At 37.6% G+C, this 19,382-nt stretch carries 15 protein-coding genes, 4 tRNA genes, 3 rRNA genes and 1 pseudogene; 10 read left to right on the forward strand and 13 right to left on the reverse strand.

What is annotated here, in order from left to right; translation table 11 throughout:
* Positions 1-134: 134 nt before the first annotated feature.
* The 4 genes from kdpA to QLQ94_RS10475 form a co-directional block, all read right to left on the reverse strand.
* On the reverse strand, positions 135-1,856 hold the full coding sequence (gene kdpA / locus QLQ94_RS10460) for a potassium-transporting ATPase subunit KdpA (RefSeq protein ID WP_482499683.1): 1,722 nt from the start codon (positions 1,854-1,856) through the stop codon (positions 135-137).
* A 107-nt stretch (positions 1,857-1,963) separates the two neighbouring features.
* On the reverse strand, positions 1,964-2,041 hold the full coding sequence (gene kdpF / locus QLQ94_RS10465; RefSeq protein ID WP_016362011.1) for a K(+)-transporting ATPase subunit F: 78 nt from the start codon (positions 2,039-2,041) through the stop codon (positions 1,964-1,966).
* A gap of 168 nt (positions 2,042-2,209) precedes the next feature.
* A complete protein-coding gene (locus tag QLQ94_RS10470) occupies positions 2,210-2,491 on the reverse strand; it encodes a DUF7674 family protein (protein ID WP_089352131.1) in 282 nt (93 codons plus the stop codon).
* A gap of 418 nt (positions 2,492-2,909) precedes the next feature.
* Positions 2,910-4,253 carry a sigma-54-dependent transcriptional regulator gene (locus QLQ94_RS10475; RefSeq protein WP_482499685.1) on the reverse strand — a complete coding sequence of 448 codons (1,344 nt, stop codon included), beginning with the start codon at positions 4,251-4,253 and terminating at the stop codon, positions 2,910-2,912.
* 284 nt (positions 4,254-4,537) lie between these two features.
* Between QLQ94_RS10475 and QLQ94_RS10480 the strand changes: the two genes are divergently transcribed.
* The 8 genes from QLQ94_RS10480 (at position 4,538) to QLQ94_RS10515 (ending at position 11,989) form a co-directional block, all read left to right on the forward strand.
* Complete coding sequence (locus QLQ94_RS10480; RefSeq protein WP_271337797.1) at positions 4,538-5,545, forward strand: LLM class flavin-dependent oxidoreductase; 1,008 nt, start codon at positions 4,538-4,540, stop codon at positions 5,543-5,545.
* A 979-nt stretch (positions 5,546-6,524) separates the two neighbouring features.
* Positions 6,525-8,038: ribosomal RNA gene (locus QLQ94_RS10485) — 16S ribosomal RNA — on the forward strand.
* A 126-nt stretch (positions 8,039-8,164) separates the two neighbouring features.
* Positions 8,165-8,238 (forward strand) — tRNA-Ile (locus QLQ94_RS10490).
* Between the two features lie 100 nt (positions 8,239-8,338).
* Positions 8,339-8,412 (forward strand) — tRNA-Ala (locus QLQ94_RS10495).
* Between the two features lie 193 nt (positions 8,413-8,605).
* A 23S ribosomal RNA gene (locus QLQ94_RS10500) occupies positions 8,606-11,489 on the forward strand.
* A 152-nt stretch (positions 11,490-11,641) separates the two neighbouring features.
* Positions 11,642-11,751 (forward strand): 5S ribosomal RNA (gene rrf, locus QLQ94_RS10505).
* The 16S, 23S and 5S rRNA genes sit together here with 4 tRNA genes alongside, the layout of an rRNA operon.
* Positions 11,752-11,824: 73 nt before the next feature.
* Positions 11,825-11,897: transfer RNA gene (locus QLQ94_RS10510), tRNA-Phe, on the forward strand.
* A 6-nt stretch (positions 11,898-11,903) separates the two neighbouring features.
* A tRNA-Leu gene (locus QLQ94_RS10515) sits at positions 11,904-11,989 on the forward strand.
* An 83-nt stretch (positions 11,990-12,072) separates the two neighbouring features.
* On the opposite strand, the gene QLQ94_RS10520 is transcribed toward QLQ94_RS10515, so the two are convergent.
* The 6 genes and pseudogenes from QLQ94_RS10520 to QLQ94_RS10545 all read right to left on the reverse strand — a co-directional run.
* Positions 12,073-12,213 carry a transposase gene (locus QLQ94_RS10520; protein ID WP_482499961.1) on the reverse strand — a complete coding sequence of 47 codons (141 nt, stop codon included), beginning with the start codon at positions 12,211-12,213 and terminating at the stop codon, positions 12,073-12,075.
* Between the two features lie 36 nt (positions 12,214-12,249).
* Entirely contained in the window at positions 12,250-12,690 is a 441-nt protein-coding gene (locus tag QLQ94_RS10525; protein ID WP_482499962.1) for an ISL3 family transposase, read from the reverse strand.
* 48 nt (positions 12,691-12,738) lie between these two features.
* The gene (locus QLQ94_RS10530) at positions 12,739-13,722 is read right to left on the reverse strand and encodes an ISAon1 family transposase (RefSeq protein WP_482499963.1); all 984 of its coding nucleotides are present in this window, start codon (positions 13,720-13,722) and stop codon (positions 12,739-12,741) included.
* Positions 13,715-14,062 carry an ISAon1 family transposase N-terminal region protein gene (locus tag QLQ94_RS10535; RefSeq protein WP_482499687.1) on the reverse strand — a complete coding sequence of 116 codons (348 nt, stop codon included), beginning with the start codon at positions 14,060-14,062 and terminating at the stop codon, positions 13,715-13,717. Before QLQ94_RS10535 ends, QLQ94_RS10530 begins: the two co-directional genes overlap by 8 nt.
* A gap of 63 nt (positions 14,063-14,125) precedes the next feature.
* Positions 14,126-14,269 carry a transposase gene (locus tag QLQ94_RS10540; RefSeq protein ID WP_482499689.1) on the reverse strand — a complete coding sequence of 48 codons (144 nt, stop codon included), beginning with the start codon at positions 14,267-14,269 and terminating at the stop codon, positions 14,126-14,128.
* Positions 14,269-14,397: pseudogene (locus QLQ94_RS10545) on the reverse strand (proline iminopeptidase); the annotation flags it as partial. The gene QLQ94_RS10540 and the pseudogene QLQ94_RS10545, both read right to left, overlap by 1 nt.
* Positions 14,398-14,516: 119 nt before the next feature.
* On the opposite strand from QLQ94_RS10545, the gene QLQ94_RS10550 reads away from it, so the two are divergent.
* Positions 14,517-14,807 (forward strand): hypothetical protein, encoded by a 291-nt coding sequence (locus QLQ94_RS10550; RefSeq protein WP_482499691.1) that lies wholly within the window; start codon positions 14,517-14,519, stop codon positions 14,805-14,807.
* A gap of 255 nt (positions 14,808-15,062) precedes the next feature.
* Here the strand turns inward: QLQ94_RS10550 and QLQ94_RS10555 are convergent, their stop codons facing one another.
* Both QLQ94_RS10555 and QLQ94_RS10560 read right to left on the reverse strand, forming a co-directional pair.
* On the reverse strand, positions 15,063-16,679 hold the full coding sequence (locus QLQ94_RS10555) for a hypothetical protein (RefSeq protein ID WP_482499692.1): 1,617 nt from the start codon (positions 16,677-16,679) through the stop codon (positions 15,063-15,065).
* 34 nt (positions 16,680-16,713) lie between these two features.
* Positions 16,714-17,274: a hypothetical protein gene (locus QLQ94_RS10560; RefSeq protein ID WP_271336484.1), complete on the reverse strand. Its 561-nt coding sequence runs from the start codon at positions 17,272-17,274 to the stop codon at positions 16,714-16,716.
* 175 nt (positions 17,275-17,449) lie between these two features.
* Between QLQ94_RS10560 and QLQ94_RS10565 the strand changes: the two genes are divergently transcribed.
* Positions 17,450-17,857: a helix-turn-helix domain-containing protein gene (locus QLQ94_RS10565; RefSeq protein ID WP_271336483.1), complete on the forward strand. Its 408-nt coding sequence runs from the start codon at positions 17,450-17,452 to the stop codon at positions 17,855-17,857.
* 507 nt (positions 17,858-18,364) lie between these two features.
* Here QLQ94_RS10565 and QLQ94_RS10570 read toward each other — a convergent pair.
* Complete coding sequence (locus QLQ94_RS10570) at positions 18,365-19,036, reverse strand: hypothetical protein (RefSeq protein WP_271336482.1); 672 nt, start codon at positions 19,034-19,036, stop codon at positions 18,365-18,367.
* Between the last annotated feature and the right edge of the window lie 346 nt (positions 19,037-19,382).

Raw genomic sequence — 19,382 nt, forward strand, 5'->3', positions numbered from 1 at the left:
ATGTTATTTGTTAAATGTTATGCGTTGAAAACAATTAGAGGATAAAACATAGCCAACGGTTTCAACCGTTGGAGAGCAATGTATATCATAATTTTGTCCCCGTGGTTGAAACCACGGCCTATGTTTGTTGAGCATTATTTTAAAGTAAAGTATTCCGCTAATGGACCTAAAGCCAACGCTGGGAAGAAGGATAAGGCAGCAATAATTGCGATTACTGCAAAAACCATTACCCCAAAAATTGAAGTGTCAGTTTTTAAAGTTCCCGCACTTTCAGGGATATATTTTTTATTAGCCAATAATCCTGCAATAGCCAATGGGCCAATGATAGGAATGAAACGACTTAACAACAACACAATTCCTGTAGTGATATTCCAGAACGGATTGTTATCTCCTAAACCTTCAAAACCAGAACCGTTATTGGCAGCACTAGAAGTATATTCATATAACATTTCAGAGAATCCGTGATGTCCGGGATTGTTCAGCCAACCCGTTGCGTTCCCGTTAAACCAATATCCCATTGCGGTATCATGCGCAGCAAAATAAGAAGCCAAAGCTGTCCCGGATAAGATTAATAAAGGGTGAAGAATTGCAATAAAAGCAGCAATTTTAACTTCCCGCGCTTCGATTTTCTTTCCTAAAAACTCAGGAGTTCGACCCACCATTAATCCGGAAATAAATACAGCCAGAATGATAAAAATGTAGAAGTTCAGAATCCCGACACCACAACCGCCATAAAAAGCATTAACCATCATGGCAAGCAATTCCATAGCACCGGAAACCGGCATTGAACTATCGTGCATACTATTTACAGAACCTGTAGAAATTACCGTTGTAGCAATGCTCCAGAATCCTGAAATAGCAGGTCCAAACCGAACCTCTTTTCCTTCCATCGCTCCCGTTGCCTGTGCAATTCCCATTCTTTCGATTGCAGGATTCCCGTTAATTTCGCTCATAACAGTTGGCACAACCAGTAATGAGAATCCAAGGGTCATAACTCCGAAAATTACATAGGAGAATTTTCTTTTCTTTAGATAAAAACCTAAGGCAAAAATCATCGCAAACGGGATAATTAATTGTGCCCATAATTCGACAGCATTCGTAAAGTAAGTAGGATTTTCTAATGGATGTGCCGAGTTGGCACCAAAGAAACCACCACCATTTGTTCCTATATGTTTGATGGCAATAAATGCAGCAGCTGGTCCGCGGGAAACTTCAACATGATCACCTTGTAAAGTAGTAATAGCATCTTTACCTTCAAAAGTCATTGGTGAACCGCTAAATACCAAGGCAGTAGCTACAATAGCTGAAAGTGGTAATAAAATACGGGTACAGCTTTTAATAAAATAATTATAAAAGTTACCCAATTTATCAGTAGTTCTTTCCTTCATTGCTGTAAAAACCATTGCTGCAGCAGCCATTCCCACACCAGCAGAAACAAATTGCAGGAACATCAGGAATATTTGAGATAAATAAGAGACACCGCTTTCACCTGAATAATGCTGTAAATTACAATTCACTATAAAAGAGATAGCCGTATTAAAGGCCAAATCCGGGCTCATCGATGGGTTGTTATCAGGATTTAAGAATAACGATCCCTGAAACAATAAGATAAAAAAGCAAAGAAAGAACCAAACCATATTAATACTTAAAAGTGTTTTTAAGTGTTGCTTCCAGTTCATTTCTTCAGTAGAATTGATTCCACTGATTTTAAAAATAAGTTTTTCAATTGGATTGAAAATCGGGTCAAGAAATGTTTTATCACCCAAATAAACTTTAGCAATATATTTCCCTATCGGAATGGCTAAAACTATCGAAATGATAAAAATACTAATGACGCCAAGTAATTCTGTGTTCATAATTTTGAGATTATTTTTGTTGTGAGATGTAATTTGTAAAATGAAAGATGTAGATGAAAGTTGAAACATCAGCTGACTTCTAACTCTTAACATTCAACTTTACATCATTAAAATTTTTCGGGTTTGATTAATACATAAACCAAATAGCCAAAAACGGCGAGGGCAATAATAAATAGTGCAGTCATGATTTAGATTTTTTCAAAAAATTCAACTGATTTAAAACAAATAGCAAAAAGCAAAACAGCCAATGCGAGTAAAAGAAAAGTGATTAACATATTAGATGATTTTAGATTTTAGAATGTAGATTATAGATTTAGGGCTTTTGCGATTAACCAGTTAACCGATTAAACATTTTACACGCCCGAAGTATTAATTTGTTTGATATATTCTGCTTTAAGCGTTTGAGGAAAAAGGTGTGAAATGTTGCAATGACGTACTTCCATAAAAGAAGAAACAGAGAAAACATACACATTAGAAATAGCATTTTTAGTTTCGATACTTCCGGTAATAAATAGACGTTCAGCAAGAGCTAGGCATTTTTTTGCCCGTACGATATTACCCGAAATAATAGATTTTTTGGTGATCTCTGCAAAACGTTCTGCTTGTTTGTAGATTGAGGTGACTTGATTTTTCATGAGAATGAATTTTGTGTTCTTCCCACTTATGCCAAAAGTCAGACCGAAAAATGGTAGTAATAGATAAAGTATTGCCCATAAAGGCGTTGAGGTTTTGTGCCAAAAAGTGGCCATAAAAAAAGCCTATCAAAATGATAAGCTTTTATTAAAATGATAGGTTTGTTTTATTAAAAATCAGGAATTAAAAATGTCATTACTGGTGATTGAAACTTAGAATTTAAATCCCAGACGGATGCAATATTTATAGAAAAATATAGATTACGTTCATATAACCCGCCGCGGCGGATGACATACTTTGGTTTCAAAAGAAAAATTAAGACATCGTTCCACTGGAGCTTTTATAGAAATTTAAAGTTGAAATTTGCCATTACCATTGCTATTGGAATTTGGAATTTAATTTTTGGAATTTTTACTCTGTCTATTGTATACTATATTCTTCTAGTTTTCGATACAAAGTTGCAATTCCAATTTCCAGTAATCGGGCAGTTTCCGCTTTATTGCCTTTAGTGTAATTCAAAACCTTCTGGATATGCAACTTCTCAATGCTTTGCATAGAGAAAGCCGACATTGATTTGGTGGCTTTTTCTGGCTGATGCTGCATTTCGTAAGGTAAAACATCCGAGGTTAAAATACTACCGCTGCTTAAAATTACAGATCTTTCGATAACATTTTTAAGTTCACGAATATTTCCCGGCCAGGAATAATTTTCTAGTTTCTGAAGAAAATCGTCAGCAATATCTAAAGTCTTTTTATTAGTCTTCTCAGAAAATTGTTTGACAAACGAGTGGGTCAGAGGTGCGATATCTTTTATTCTTTCGCGCAAAGGCGGAAGAGTAATCTCAAAAATATTCAAACGAAAATACAAGTCAGAACGAAAACGGTGTTCCTCACTTTCTGTTTTCAAATCTCTGTTAGTAGCAGCAATTAACCTGAAATTTGATTTTTTGGGAGTTGTATCACCAATTGGGATATATTCGCTGGTTTCTAAAACGCGTAATAGTTTGGCTTGCAGTTCAATTGGCATTTCTCCAATTTCGTCCAGGAATAAAGTTCCGCCATTAGCCTCTTCAATAAACCCTTTCTTGTCTTTCAAAGCTCCGGTAAAAGCACCTTGTTTATGACCAAAAAGTTCACTCTCCAGAATTTCCTTACTGAAAGTACTACAGTTTAGCGCCACGAAAGATTTCCCAACGCGATTACTGTTTTCATGAATCGCTTGCGCAAAAACTTCTTTTCCGGTTCCGGTTTCGCCGGCAAGCAAAACGGTCGAATCAGTCTTGGCAACTTTTTTTGCAAGGTCAATAACTTGTTCAATTCCTTTTGATTTTCCTATAATGGTATTAAAAGAATATTTATCTCCAATACGTTTCTCGAGTTGCTTCACCTTTTTCTGCAAATGGACTTTTTCAACAGCTTTGTATAAAAGTGGAATAATTTTGTCGTTATCATCCCCTTTTACGATATAATCAAAAGCGCCGTTTTTCATCGCCTGAACACCATCAGGAATATTTCCAAAAGCCGTTAATAAAATAACTTCAATCAAAGGAAAGCTCCCTTTTATGTTTTGCAGAAAATCAACCCCATTTCCGTCAGGTAATTTTACATCACATAAAACAACATCAATATCAGTTTGCTCGAGTTTCTTAAAACCGGATTTTAAAGCTTTAGCTTCAATAACTTCAAATCCTTCTGATTTAATAATGCGTGCCAACAGACTTCTGAGTTTTTCTTCGTCGTCTATAATTAAAATTTTATGTGTCATTTGAGGAAAAGTCTAGGATAGAAATTGATTTTTGAGATACAAATTTAGGTTTTAAATCATTCAACTTTTTGATCGATAGGAAATTCTTGCGAAAAAATAATTTTAAGATCGTAAAGTTGTGGCTTCTATTATAAAATTAAATTTTAAGCTATCAAATGGCGATATTTCAATTACATATAACAGCATTAAAAAATTTAACACTGATAAATTTATAATTCTATTAACATGAAAAAATTTAAGCTTTGTAGTAAATGAATTAATTTTGTATAAAAGCTACATTATATATGAAAGACTCAATTTCAATCTCAATATTAGAATTAGCTATCATTACACAAGATAGCAACGCAAGCGAAACATTTCAAAAAACAAAAGAAATAGCCCAACTTGCAGATAACTTAGGTTATAAACGTTTTTGGTTGGCAGAACATCACAATATGGCACACGTTGCCAGTTCAGCAACGGTAGTTTTGATTGGTTATATCGCCAGTCAGACTCAAAGCATTCGTGTAGGTTCAGGCGGAATCATGCTGCCGAATCACTCTCCTTTAGTAGTAGCTGAACAATTCGGAACCCTGGAAACACTTTATCCAAACCGAATTGATTTAGGTTTAGGAAGAGCGCCGGGAACAGATCAGCCAACGGCCGAAGCCATTAGAAAAGACTTTTTTGAACAGGCACAACGCTTTCCTCAAAACGTAACGAAACTTCAGGATTACTTTTCTGCCGAAAATGCAACTGCAAAAGTGAGAGCTTTTCCCGCCGAAGGTACAAATGTTCCAATCTGGATTCTGGGCTCAAGTACAGAAAGTGCTGCCCTAGCCGCTGCTTATGGATTACCGTATGCTTTCGCCGGGCATTTTGCACCACGCCAAATGATTCAGGCTTTTGAGTTTTACCGCGAAAATTTCCAGCCTTCAGATGTTTTAGATAAACCAAAAACAATGGCTTGCGTCAATATCATTGCAGCCGATACAAATGAAGAAGCCGAAAGATTATCTACAAGTTTGTACCAAATGTTTCTAAACTTAATTCGAGGTGATCGTAAAGGCTTGCAACCGCCTGTAGATTCTCTGGATGATATCATGAGCGAAGAAGAACGTTTTCATGTCAATCAAATGACCGCGTGTACATTCACAGGAAACAAAGAGCAACTGATAACAGATCTTAAAAAATTCATCAATTACTCAAAAGTAGACGAGCTAATGGCAACAGGCCCAATTTTCGATCATCAGGCTAAACTCAAAAGCATCCACATTACAAAAGAAGTAATCGATAGTATAAACACTATATAAGGACACTTTTCTCTATCCTATATATAAGGTAAGATTTCCATCATCCAGCCCGACAGGTTTCCAAAACCTGTCGGGTTTATTTTTATGAGCCATATAAAAGAGTGACCATGTCCGGCTGAGCAAAGTCGAAGCCTGCTTTTTTAGAATTTCGGGTTTAATAAAGATCCAGAGCTATTTCCCGCTATCCGTTCCAATCTTTTGTGCCGAACCCCGACACAAAAGGATTTTCACTACTATCGGGGCTAGGGCAGTAGTTTTCATGAGAAGAACATTTGCAATAAGTATAAAGAGAACTTAACGTTTTACCAGAGATAGCAATCGGAATTCCGATTAAACCAGAAAACACAAGGAAAAGCAGGCTTTGCGTCTTAGCGTCTTCGTGGCAAAACCAGCACCTTTACGGTAAAACCAGCATAAACCAGTTAATCTGGAGAAAACTCAAAAGAAATCGGATTGTAAAAAACACCAAACCAGTAACTTAAGAAAAAGATTAAAAATACTTTGAAAAAGGTATTGTTTTACTAAACAAACTACCTACTTTTGCACCCGCAACAACGACAGACGTTCACTGAAATACTGACAAGCCTTACTAATCAAAACGAAAATTTATTTTCTAAAAAAGATTCTGAAAAGCTTGTGAGATTTGAAAACAGATGTTACATTTGTACCCCGCAAAACAACGGAAGTTCATTGATAGATTGGTTGGGAAATGAGAAGAAAAGGAAATGAAAATTTCTAAAAAAAAACTTCAAAATTTACTTGCCAGTTGAAAATAAATTTTCTACTTTTGCACCCGCTTTGAGAAACAAGCGAAACACAAAAATAAGAAGACACGTTCGTAGACATATTGAATTGACAGCCGTTTTAACAGAGATGTTAAAACAAAAGAATAAAGAGTAAGATAATCGAGAGATTGAAAAAGAACCGATAGAGACTGATTCGAATAACAATACGATCTAAGTGATTAGATCAACAATATACGATGAAGAGTTTGATCCTGGCTCAGGATGAACGCTAGCGGCAGGCTTAACACATGCAAGTCGAGGGGTATAGTTCTTCGGAACTAGAGACCGGCGCACGGGTGCGTAACGCGTATGCAATCTACCTTTTACAGAGGGATAGCCCAGAGAAATTTGGATTAATACCTCATAGTATTATGAAATGGCATCATTTTATAATTAAAGTCACAACGGTAAAAGATGAGCATGCGTCCCATTAGCTAGTTGGTAAGGTAACGGCTTACCAAGGCTACGATGGGTAGGGGTCCTGAGAGGGAGATCCCCCACACTGGTACTGAGACACGGACCAGACTCCTACGGGAGGCAGCAGTGAGGAATATTGGACAATGGGCGCAAGCCTGATCCAGCCATGCCGCGTGCAGGATGACGGTCCTATGGATTGTAAACTGCTTTTATACGAGAAGAAACACTACTTCGTGAAGTAGCTTGACGGTATCGTAAGAATAAGGATCGGCTAACTCCGTGCCAGCAGCCGCGGTAATACGGAGGATCCAAGCGTTATCCGGAATCATTGGGTTTAAAGGGTCCGTAGGCGGTTTAATAAGTCAGTGGTGAAAGCCCATCGCTCAACGGTGGAACGGCCATTGATACTGTTAGACTTGAATTATTAGGAAGTAACTAGAATATGTAGTGTAGCGGTGAAATGCTTAGAGATTACATGGAATACCAATTGCGAAGGCAGGTTACTACTAATGGATTGACGCTGATGGACGAAAGCGTGGGTAGCGAACAGGATTAGATACCCTGGTAGTCCACGCCGTAAACGATGGATACTAGCTGTTGGGAGCAATCTCAGTGGCTAAGCGAAAGTGATAAGTATCCCACCTGGGGAGTACGTTCGCAAGAATGAAACTCAAAGGAATTGACGGGGGCCCGCACAAGCGGTGGAGCATGTGGTTTAATTCGATGATACGCGAGGAACCTTACCAAGGCTTAAATGTAGATTGACCGGTTTGGAAACAGATCTTTCGCAAGACAATTTACAAGGTGCTGCATGGTTGTCGTCAGCTCGTGCCGTGAGGTGTCAGGTTAAGTCCTATAACGAGCGCAACCCCTGTTGTTAGTTGCCAGCGAGTCATGTCGGGAACTCTAACAAGACTGCCAGTGCAAACTGTGAGGAAGGTGGGGATGACGTCAAATCATCACGGCCCTTACGCCTTGGGCTACACACGTGCTACAATGGCCGGTACAGAGAGCAGCCACTGGGCGACCAGGAGCGAATCTATAAAACCGGTCACAGTTCGGATCGGAGTCTGCAACTCGACTCCGTGAAGCTGGAATCGCTAGTAATCGGATATCAGCCATGATCCGGTGAATACGTTCCCGGGCCTTGTACACACCGCCCGTCAAGCCATGGAAGCTGGGGGTGCCTGAAGTCGGTGACCGCAAGGAGCTGCCTAGGGTAAAACTGGTAACTAGGGCTAAGTCGTAACAAGGTAGCCGTACCGGAAGGTGCGGCTGGAACACCTCCTTTCTAGAGCCTCAAGTGTTAGTTGATTTATCAACACGCTGAGGAAAAAAGAAGAAGCTTTATAGGTTTTGATTTTAAGACTATTTTACTCTTGCTGTTAGTTCAAATAATAAATTTTAAGAATAAGAGTGTCTCGTAGCTCAGCTGGTTAGAGTACTACACTGATAATGTAGGGGTCGACAGTTCGAGTCTGTCCGAGACAACTATTTTACTCTTAAAAAGAAGGAAATTTTAGAAGTTGAAAGATTAAGGATCACATAGTTCATAATTTTTAATTCACGATTTTTAATTTTTAATTAAAAAGGGGGATTAGCTCAGCTGGCTAGAGCGCCTGCCTTGCACGCAGGAGGTCAACGGTTCGACTCCGTTATTCTCCACTATCTTTAAGGAGATAGAATATAGAAAAAGAATATAGACTTGGTCTATTATCTATTCTCTATGTTCTTTATTCTGAAAAAGAAAAAGTTCATTGACATATTGAGATAAGAAAATAATAAAAAGTAGAAAGCGTTTTTTACAATTTTATTGTAAAAGACAAAAAAAAACGGTCATATTAATTTATGATTGGTACAATAAGCAAAATAAGGGCGTATGGGGGATGCCTTGGCTCTCAGAGGCGATGAAAGGCGTGATAAGCTGCGAAAAGCTACGGGGACGGGCACACACCGATTGATCCGTAGATACCTGAATGGGGCAACCCACTATGTTGAAGACATAGTACACCGATAGGTGGGCAAACCCGCTGAACTGAAACATCTAAGTAGGCGGAGGAGAAGAAAACAAAAGTGATTCCGTAAGTAGTGGCGAGCGAACGCGGATTAGCCCAAACCAATGTTGTTACGGCAAGATTGGGGTTGTAGGACCACGATATTTTATGTACAAGGAACCGGAAGTTACTGGAAAGTGACACCATAGAGGGTGATAGTCCCGTATGGGTAACGAGTATAATAGATAGTGGTATCCTGAGTAGGGCGGGGCACGTGAAACCCTGTCTGAATTTGGCGGGACCATCCGCTAAGGCTAAATACTCCTGAGAGACCGATAGTGAACCAGTACCGTGAGGGAAAGGTGAAAAGAACCGTGAATAACGGAGTGAAATAGATCCTGAAACCATACGCTTACAAGCGGTCGGAGCCCTTTCGTGGGGTGACGGCGTGCCTTTTGCATAATGAGCCTACGAGTTAACGTTGCTGGCAAGGTTAAGTGGTTAAGCCACGGATCCGTAGCGAAAGCGAGTCTGAATAGGGCGCTTTAGTCAGTAGTGTTAGACGCGAAACCGTGTGATCTACCCATGGGCAGGTTGAAGCTGTGGTAACACACAGTGGAGGACCGAACCGGTTGACGTTGAAAAGTCTTCGGATGACCTGTGGGTAGGGGTGAAAGGCCAATCAAACTCGGAAATAGCTCGTACTCCCCGAAATGCATTTAGGTGCAGCGTTAGTTATAAAGTTATATAGAGGTAGAGCTACTGATTGGATGCGGGGGCTTCACCGCCTACCAATTCCTGACAAACTCCGAATGCTATATAATGTTCACTAACAGTGAGGGCTTGGGTGCTAAGGTCCAAGTCCGAGAGGGAAAGAACCCAGACCATCAGCTAAGGTCCCCAAATATATACTAAGTTGAAAGAACGAGGTTTGTCTGCCCAGACAGCTAGGATGTTGGCTTGGAAGCAGCCATTCATTTAAAGAGTGCGTAACAGCTCACTAGTCGAGCGGACGAGCATGGATAATAATCGGGCATAAGTATATTACCGAAGCTATGGATTTACAAGCAATTGTAAGTGGTAGGGGAGCATTCTAACAGGGTTGAAGGTGTATCGTAAGGTATGCTGGACTGGTTAGAAAAGAAAATGTAGGCATAAGTAACGATAATGCGGGCGAGAAACCCGCACACCGAAAAACTAAGGTTTCCACAGCTATGCTAATCAGCTGTGGGTTAGTCTGGTCCTAAGGCGAACCCGAAAGGGACAGTCGATGGCTAACGGGTTAATATTCCCGTACTACTAATTACTGTGATGGGGTGACGGAGTGATGAAAGCGCCGCGAACTGACGGAATAGTTCGTTGAAGTACCTACCTATAAGACCCGCAGGCAAATCCACGGGTTTTGGGGAAATACGATAGTACTCGGAGTCTTCGGACAAAGAGATAGTGCGCCTAAGGGCTTCCAAGAAAAACCTCTAAACTTCAGGTAATTAGTACCAGTACCGTAAACCGACACAGGTAGTTGAGGAGAGAATCCTAAGGTGCTCGAGAGATTCATGGCTAAGGAATTAGGCAAAATAGACCCGTAACTTCGGGAGAAGGGTCGCCCTGAGTAATCAGGGCCGCAGTGAAGAGGTCCAGGCGACTGTTTATCAAAAACACAGGGCTCTGCAAAATCGTAAGATGAAGTATAGGGCCTGACACCTGCCCGGTGCTGGAAGGTTAAGAGGAGATGTTATCTTCGGAGAAGCATTGAATTGAAGCCCCAGTAAACGGCGGCCGTAACTATAACGGTCCTAAGGTAGCGAAATTCCTTGTCGGGTAAGTTCCGACCTGCACGAATGGTGTAACGATCTGGACACTGTCTCAGCCATGAGCTCGGTGAAATTGTAGTAACGGTGAAGATGCCGTTTACCCGCAGTGGGACGAAAAGACCCTGTGCACCTTTACTATAGCTTAGTATTGACCTTGGATAAATGATGTGTAGGATAGGTTGGAGACTGTGAAGTGGCGTCGCCAGGCGTTGTGGAGTCATTGTTGAAATACAACCCTTTGTTTATCTGAGGCCTAACCCCGTTTTGCGGGGGACATTGCTTGGTGGGTAGTTTGACTGGGGTGGTCGCCTCCAAAAGAGTAACGGAGGCTTCTAAAGGTTCCCTCAGTACGCTTGGTAACCGTGCGTAGAGTGCAATGGCATAAGGGAGCTTGACTGAGAGACATACAGGTCGATCAGGTACGAAAGTAGAGCATAGTGATCCGGTGGTTCCGCATGGAAGGGCCATCGCTCAAAGGATAAAAGGTACGCCGGGGATAACAGGCTGATCTCCCCCAAGAGCTCATATCGACGGGGGGGTTTGGCACCTCGATGTCGGCTCGTCACATCCTGGGGCTGGAGAAGGTCCCAAGGGTTGGGCTGTTCGCCCATTAAAGTGGCACGCGAGCTGGGTTCAGAACGTCGTGAGACAGTTCGGTCTCTATCTACTGTGGGCGTTAGAAATTTGAGTGGATCTGATTCTAGTACGAGAGGACCGAATTGGACAAACCTCTAGTGTATCTGTTGTTCCGCCAGGAGCATCGCAGAGTAGCTACGTTTGGAAGGGATAAGCGCTGAAAGCATATAAGCGCGAAACCCACCACAAGATGAGATTTCTTTTAAGGATCGTGGGAGATGACCACGTTGATAGGCTATAGATGTAAAGGCAGTAATGTCATAGTCGAGTAGTACTAATAATCCGTAAGCTTATGTACACCCTTTTCTCCCACCGTAAGGTGGGAGAAGAAACTTTCTAAATCAATACTTTTTTCTTTATCTCAGTATGTTAAGATATTACTTCAATTATAGATTTTGAATTAAAAATTAAAAATTGAAGAACAAATTGCCCAAAGCAATTATAACTTCTTAAGGTGGTTATTGCGGCGGGGCTCACCTCTTCCCATCCCGAACAGAGTAGTTAAGCCCGCCTGCGCAGATGGTACTGCAGTTATGTGGGAGAGTATGTCGTCGCCTTTCTTTTGAAAACCCTGTTTCTAACAAAACGGGGTTTTTTATTCTTATTTTGCTTTTCAAGTTATAAGCAAATAAAGGTACCTTAGCTCAGATGGTAGAGCAATGGACTGAAAATCCATGTGTCCCTGGTTCGATCCCTGGAGGTACCACATAATGCTCGGATGGTGAAATTGGTAGACACGCTGGACTTAAAATCCAGTGAACAGCAATGTTCGTGCGGGTTCAAGTCCCGCTCTGAGTACTAAAAACTTCAATTGGCTTTGCTAATTGAAGTTTTTTTTTGCTTAAAAATGAAAATTTTGGATCAAACGCAAAAGTTGGGGATTACGCAAAAATATTGCATAATCTGAATAAGAAAAAATCTACTTTTCGTACTCCTCTAAATTGACTTCTAAATGCTTTTACTTTGGCATTAAAAGATTCTGCTGAAGCATTTGTACTTCTATTGTCAAAATAGTTTAAGATTGAGGATCAAGACGAAAACCTGTGGAGCAGTAGAAATTAAGCATAAATATTAGTTAGTCTAAAAAGGAAGTATTCTATATTTCTAACACCTCTGAATTTTGATCTGAATGCTTTTATTTTAGCATTGAAAGATTCTGCCGAAGCATTCGTGCTTCTGTTGTCAAAATAATTTAATATGGTTTGATAATGATTCGTAATTGTACGAGAGATTGTACTGAAAGACTTAAATCCAGATTGATTTACTTTTTCATTCCATTTGGCTAATTTTGCAAAACCAATGATTTTGTCTTTTGTATTCTCAAAGATGCTACGGAGCTCTTGAGTTAAATTATATCCTTTTTGAATATCAGGATATAATTCAAATAGTAACGCAGCACGTTCTGTTTGATTTTGAGTCCATTTCGATTTGGTTTTGTATAAGAAATAACGGCTTCTGGCTAGTAATTGTTTAAGGGTATCCCCATTTGAGAGTGTTATAGATTGGAAAGTTACTTTTGACTTTGGATCAAACGCAAAAGTTGGGGATTACGCAAAAATATTGCATAATCTGAATAAGAAAAAATCTACTTTTCGTACTCCTCTAAATTGACTTCTAAATGCTTTTACTTTGGCATTAAAAGATTCTGCTGAAGCATTTGTACTTCTATTGTCAAAATAGTTTAAGATTGACTGGTAATTAACCGTTATGGTATTTAAAAGGATATTAAAATTTTTAAACCCTGACTCCTCTACATTCCTGTACCAATGTGCCAGTTTGGTCATCGCAATGTGTTTATTGTTATTATTGTTGTAAATACCTCGTAGTTGTTGGGTTAAACTGTATGCTTTTTTAATATCTGGATATAAGCCAAATAACAATTGGGCTCGTTCGTTTTGTCTTTCGGTCCATTTATCGTGGGATTTATAAAGAACATATCTACTTCTGGCGAGCAACTGTTTTACAGAGTCTCCATTAGATAAAAGATCTGGGAGATAAGTTTTGTTTTCTCTTTTCGCTTGTAATATCAATCGATTCTCAGTATCCATCGCTTCCCAACGATATTTTATTCTAATCTCCTGTAATGCTTCTAGAGCTAATTTTTGAACATGAAATCTATCGGTAACTTGTACCGCTTTTGGAAAACATTTTTTGGAAATCATTTTCATGGAATTAGCCATGTCAAGTGTTATTTCCTGGACATCACTTCTTTTTTTATAGTCAATTTTGCAGATGTGTTCAATGACCTGATCTGCCTTTGTCCCTGCAATAATAGCAACTAGGCAGCCTTTTTTACCTCTAGCTTCCTTATTGGTTACAATAGTAAATAGCTCACCCTGAGACAAGGCTACTTCATCAATTGACAAGTGGGTACCTATATTTTCAGGATAAATAATCCACTCATGCGCATGTTCACGTGGAGCCCACGTACTAAAGGAGCTTAAAAATTTTTTGTATTGTCTTTGTAATTTTTTCCCATTGACTCCAAAGAAACCTCCAATGGTACGACAGTCAATAGCAGTTTTATCTATTAATTTCTTTTAAAAAAGCCGCAAACTCTTGAGTCATGCGGGTTCCTTTAGCTACTAAATTCCAATCTCTTTTAACGATCTCACCTGTATTTTTATTAGTCCAGCGACGTCTTTTGATATGTAAATACACAAACTTACCCCTCAGAGGAAAGTCCTGTATGGTAATCTCATCTTGAAAACCCTTTGAGACTAATTGAAGATCACTAAACTCTTCTGGAGGTTTAGCATTCTCTTCAAAATAGAGGTGTAGTATTTCTTCGGTATTAGTAGATGAAACTACTTCAAAATGGTCAACTAAAAAATCAGGAAGCATAAACTTCAAAAGCTCTATAGGGGTCATATAAAATTCTTAGATTACAAAGTTCTTATTTTATTTTGACATTTCCTCCCCAAGCTTTGCGCTTCATCCGAAATCTACTTTACGCACTCCTCTAAATTGACTTCTAAATGCTTTTACTTTAGCATTAAAAGATTCTGCTGAAGCATTTGTACTTCTATTATCAAAATAGTTTAAGATTGACTGGTAATTCCGCCCCAGGAGTTTCATAATACATAAAAATTATTTTTATCAGCACCAATGGCTTTACGTACTTATTCTACTTCTTCTACAAAACGTTCCGTTGTCCATAAGATATTATCTTTAGGCTGATCACTATAGTAAGATCCTAATTGATCCGTTAAAAGATGTTTACGAATTCGCCATGCGCGATCTCGAATTCGCTGCCAAATACCTTCCGGAAACATCCGGTCAGGCTGGACGGAATCTAATTGCTTCGGGGCCTCTTTTTAAAGCAATGAAAGAAAAAGAAAACAAATTAATCCTGAGTTTTACGGACACAGGATCAGGCTTAATGGCTGGAGATAACGGTATATTAAAAGGATTTGTCATTGCAGGTCATGATAGAAAATTTGTTTGGGCAAATGCGGTAATCCAAGGAGATAAAATTATAGTTTGGAGTGATGCTGTGATCAGTCCATCAAAAGTTAGATATGCTTGGGCCGATAATCCCGTAGAGGCAAATATATGTAATAAAGAAGATTTTGCCGACTTCACCTTTGAAGCGGATTCGAATGGCAGAGAATAGGTGAGGTTTGAGATAGTCGCGAATGTAAAAATCCAAAGTAAATAAATTATTTGCTTTAAACTCGTTTAAGGCTTGTATAAGGTCAAAAATGAGGTTAAAATTTCGCAAACGGATTTTTGTTATCCATTTATAAAGTTGTGACCAATAGCAATCAGGCCAAATTAAATATTTACTTTGGCTATTTTGGTAAGTATAATTTTTTTAAATCCTTAAATATAGTGTTGATTACAATAAAACGTTATGAGCAACAATCTATTAATCTTGCTCATTGTCCAATAATAAACCACTTACAATAACTAAATTATGCAATTCATACAGTAGTTTACTGACAATAATATTCATTTGATTAACCTCTTCTTTATTGAGATTTGACAACTTATGATGAAGTGTCATATGTCTGTCCAAATAAGGAAAGAAATCACTCCAAAATTCCTCTATTAAATAGTTATACTTTCGCATGTCCGGATCTGCATATATACATATATTCCATAACATTCGACTGGATAGGTAATTAGGTAGGTAATATGTTTTTACAAAAATGTAAGTTCTGCAAAAGTACATGAAAAATAATGCAAAAAAGTATTCTAACCCTTGATAGTTTTCTTTAGTATTAGTGACTATTTTAAAAAATTGCAAGGCAATATCTTTAGTTGGCTTATAATAAAAATGCAAATCATCATGATAAGGATTATGAGGTATCTCCCAATGAAATTCAGGAAGGTATCTGCTGGATGAATATATCCGGTGCTTATCTTGTATAATGTTGGCAAAGAAACTTTGATGCTGATATAAGTTAGTTTGTATCCAGTAGCGACTGTGACTTATCAGAACAAAATCATATTTTCCTCCTATTTTGTTTTTTAAGAATAGATTAATTAATCTTAATTTTTCATTGCCCGCACCCACGGCTATAAGCATCAGATAATAAGTAGTTTTTTCAGCGTACGTAATTTGATGATATAAGTAGATCTCTTCGACTTCAACAGACTGTAATATGGTTTCTATTGAAACACTGAGAATTGCATCGTTAGGCTTTTCATCAATCTGGCATGCAACTTGTTTGTTCTGTACAAATCCTTTTTTTATCATTTTCTTGAATTCGTCAAATCTCTTTTCAATAAGGCGACAAAGACCGTGCTGGGAAATTGCAATCGCTTCATACATTTCATTTTCATGTATAGAATCATCATCTGTGATTGCTTCTTTCGCTTTTATAAATAAATCAATAAGATAATATTTACTTCGACTATTTTTCACAAAGTATTTTTGAATATCAGGAATGTATTTTATAAGGTTACTGATCCTTTCATCTAAACTTAGCGAAGTGAATTTATTTCCCCGGTATAATTCTTCTAAATATTCAAGATCATATTCAATAAGTCTTGCATACGATGTGAAGACACTGTTTGAAGAACCTTCTGAAATGAGATTTTGGATTTGTGAGATATGAAGATCGTGATCATGGTAAAAATTGTTTTGATACACATTAAGCCTCTTTTTGTATTTCTTCCATTCCCTTGTAATGATAAGCGAATATTCCCATTCTTCATTTTGGTAAATAAGAGCCGATGGCTGACAGTAAAATTCAATAAATGGATCTCCTAAAGAAAATCGATGCTGGAGTTTTAGGGAGTCGATGAAATTGACATCAATTTCACTACGTTTTTTAACTCTTTTTACCCATTTGTTTTCCTGCAGTTTTTTCGCATCTATACTTTTATCAATATGGATAATTACATGTGAAAATGTAGGAGACTGCCCTCTGGTAAAAAATATTTGAATAATATTATACTTGCGCACCAGCTGTCTCAGTATATTTTCCAAATACTCGTTTTCGAGTTTTGGAAATGAAAGTTTTTCTAAAGTTTTCATAATATTGTGTCTTTGAAGTTTTGATAAAGGATGTTTATTCTATGACAGGATCAGTATGGTCAGTTTTCTTGATCCTCTCAAAACCTCGTTCTCTCACAAGTTCTCCCGCATCGAGCATTTTTATTAAAGGGATATAAGGTGTCGTAAGGTCTGAGTCAGAATCACCATCGTAGGAAGGCAATGAAAACTCTACGATTTCAGATAAAAAAAAATCAAATTCTTGCAGTGTTTTCTCTTGAAATGCTTTTTGAAGTACAAGAAAAGGATTATCATATTCTTCCTTTGTCAAAGAAGAAAGATGAAATACTGTTTCAGAGCGAAACGAATCTTTCAATTTCCATTTTTTGCTTTTGTCTTTCAGACAGTAACAAACCTTGAGAAAAGAGCAGACAGCAGTATAAAAAACAAAAACATTGCATGGATTTTCCTGTTCGTAGATTTTTCTCTTATAGCAATGAAGTACTGCTTCACTTAAGTTCCGCTTATAATAATCAAGATGTGCAAAGTCAAAGACGGCGTCAAATGCCTCAAATAGATTTCCTTCTACAAAACCTGCGCAAAATCTTATTTCGAATGATGTTTTATTTTTTTTCATAATGGTAGCTTTAAAATTCATAAGCGAAGTTCCATTCTTTGAAAAGGATAATCTATTCGAGAAGAGGATATATTATCTGACAAAAAGGATATTATACAGGATATTTATCTATCTTTGAAAGCCAGACTTTTTAATCCGAATGGCTCTATGAGCATTCAGAAAATCAATAATCATTATGGAACAGAAAATACATCAGGGAAGAAACATAAAACGTTTCAGGGAAATGCTTGGCATCAAACAGGAGGCATTGGCTTTTGATCTGGGAAATGAGTGGAATCAAAAGAAAATTTCTATACTAGAGCAAAAAGATGTAATTGAAGATGGTCTGCTCAAACAAATCTCATCCGCACTGAGGATTCCAGTCGAAGCATTTCAAAACTTTGATGAGGAACAAGCGGTAAATATTATATCGAATACATTTAATGACCAATCCAATGGTTACAATTACTATCCAACTTTCAATGTGAATCCAGTAGAAAAATGGATAGAAGCATTAGAAGAAATTAAACGATTAAATTTAGAACTTTTAAAATCTAAAGATGAACATATTAAGGCTTTAGAGAAGTTATTAAATATGAAATAAACTTCAATAAAAAGTATATTAATTCCACAAAGAGACTTTACAGTCTCTTTTTTGTTTTGAAACATAAAACCGTCTTTCATTTGGTAGGACGATCTAAAATAATACTCTTTAAATTAACACATTACAAAAAATGAACTAAAAAAAACACCAAGATCTTTAGTAGAGTTTAAAATTAAATTACATACCTCGGGAGTCGGCGGCGGAGAAAGCAGGATTCGAACCTTAAGCCCGCAGCCCGCTTTTATACTGCATTTCTAATATTTTTTTTCTGTCGCGCCACGATTCTGCCACAAACTTTAAAACACGCTTTTTTACGTTGTAATGTCTTGTTTTTTAACAGGTTATGATTCTGTTTTTTTTTAATATGACAAAAATATACTTTTTTATGTTATAAGTAACATTTTAGAAAATTTTATATATCAATTAAAAGGCAGTTGGAAATGTTTGAACTTAATTTAAATATGTAAAATATTTATATTTTACATTAATGAAAGAAGTACATTTATATTAAACAGCTTTGTAAGCCTGGTCGGGATGATTTGGCATATCTATTATTGTATGCTGTAATCTGCCTTCATCTTTCATCGGCAGGATATAGTTTCGATAAATGTAATTTTCATTTCTATTAAGTATTAGAGCTATCTGTTTTGCAGAATAGCTTTTAAAACTGCATATTTTATAAACTATATCTTTTATTTTATTTTGATCATTTTCTCTAACTCCTAGGTTGGATATTTGTTCTCTTATATCAGAAGGTAGCTCCTGTGTTAGATCATAGGGTTCTGTTGTAAGATCATTAGCTTCTGTGTTAAGATCATTAGGTTCTGTGTTAGGAACATCATCATCTGTGTTAAGAACTCCACCAGTAGTATAATATGTAGATCTTCCTTTTCCTTTTTGTTCAATAAGACCTTTGTCTCGGAGACTTCTTAATTCATTACTTGCTTTTAATACATCACATGCATTTAATTGTCGATATGTTGAATTATCAATGGCACCAGCTTCTCTAATGAAAATCAATCCTTTTTTCTGCTCAGTATTTAACTCATATTCAGCAAAAGTATTTAGCCATTGAAGGTCACTTTCATTAAGAAAATGATGCAGTAAAAGGCGAGTGGTAAATAAATTTGCGGTGTGGTCACTTTCAAATGTCGGCGGTGCTAGGGAGGATTTTTCCATTAAAATTCTCATTGTCCTTATACCACTCCCTTTTGTTTCTGCAAGATTGGACCGTATCGTTCTTTAAATTGTGTCGACGCTGCCGACACAATTTGGAAAACTTTATGAAAATGGGGATGTAACTCTTAGAGTTTGGAAAAAAAATTGTGCATTTTGTTATTGATTCGTGGTGGTTTACTTTTAAAGCTTCTTCCAAAAAAGAAGCGCCAATAAGCTTGATATTTTTCATCTTCAGGACTTTCTTCAAAAAACACCTCATATTAGGCAGATAAGGAATTGGCACATTACGCCAATTCCTTCTTTAGCATTATAAGGAGCTCAATCCTTAATTAAAATAATTTAAGTT

The organism is Flavobacterium sp. B114r, assembly GCF_056824125.1.

Coding starts and splice junctions, on each gene's coding strand:
- kdpA (WP_482499683.1), bottom strand. CDS start 1,856: ATGAACACAGAATTACTTGGCGTCATTAGTATTTTTATCATTTCGATA.
- QLQ94_RS10565 (WP_271336483.1), top strand. CDS start 17,450: ATGGAACAGAAAATACATCAGGGAAGAAACATAAAACGTTTCAGGGAA.
- QLQ94_RS10470 (WP_089352131.1), bottom strand. CDS start 2,491: ATGAAAAATCAAGTCACCTCAATCTACAAACAAGCAGAACGTTTTGCA.
- QLQ94_RS10570 (WP_271336482.1), bottom strand. CDS start 19,036: ATGGAAAAATCCTCCCTAGCACCGCCGACATTTGAAAGTGACCACACC.
- QLQ94_RS10560 (WP_271336484.1), bottom strand. CDS start 17,274: ATGAAAAAAAATAAAACATCATTCGAAATAAGATTTTGCGCAGGTTTT.
- QLQ94_RS10535 (WP_482499687.1), bottom strand. CDS start 14,062: ATGACCCCTATAGAGCTTTTGAAGTTTATGCTTCCTGATTTTTTAGTT.
- QLQ94_RS10475 (WP_482499685.1), bottom strand. CDS start 4,253: ATGACACATAAAATTTTAATTATAGACGACGAAGAAAAACTCAGAAGT.
- QLQ94_RS10480 (WP_271337797.1), top strand. CDS start 4,538: ATGAAAGACTCAATTTCAATCTCAATATTAGAATTAGCTATCATTACA.
- QLQ94_RS10555 (WP_482499692.1), bottom strand. CDS start 16,679: ATGAAAACTTTAGAAAAACTTTCATTTCCAAAACTCGAAAACGAGTAT.
- QLQ94_RS10540 (WP_482499689.1), bottom strand. CDS start 14,269: ATGAAACTCCTGGGGCGGAATTACCAGTCAATCTTAAACTATTTTGAT.
- kdpF (WP_016362011.1), bottom strand. CDS start 2,041: ATGACTGCACTATTTATTATTGCCCTCGCCGTTTTTGGCTATTTGGTT.
- QLQ94_RS10550 (WP_482499691.1), top strand. CDS start 14,517: ATGAAAGAAAAAGAAAACAAATTAATCCTGAGTTTTACGGACACAGGA.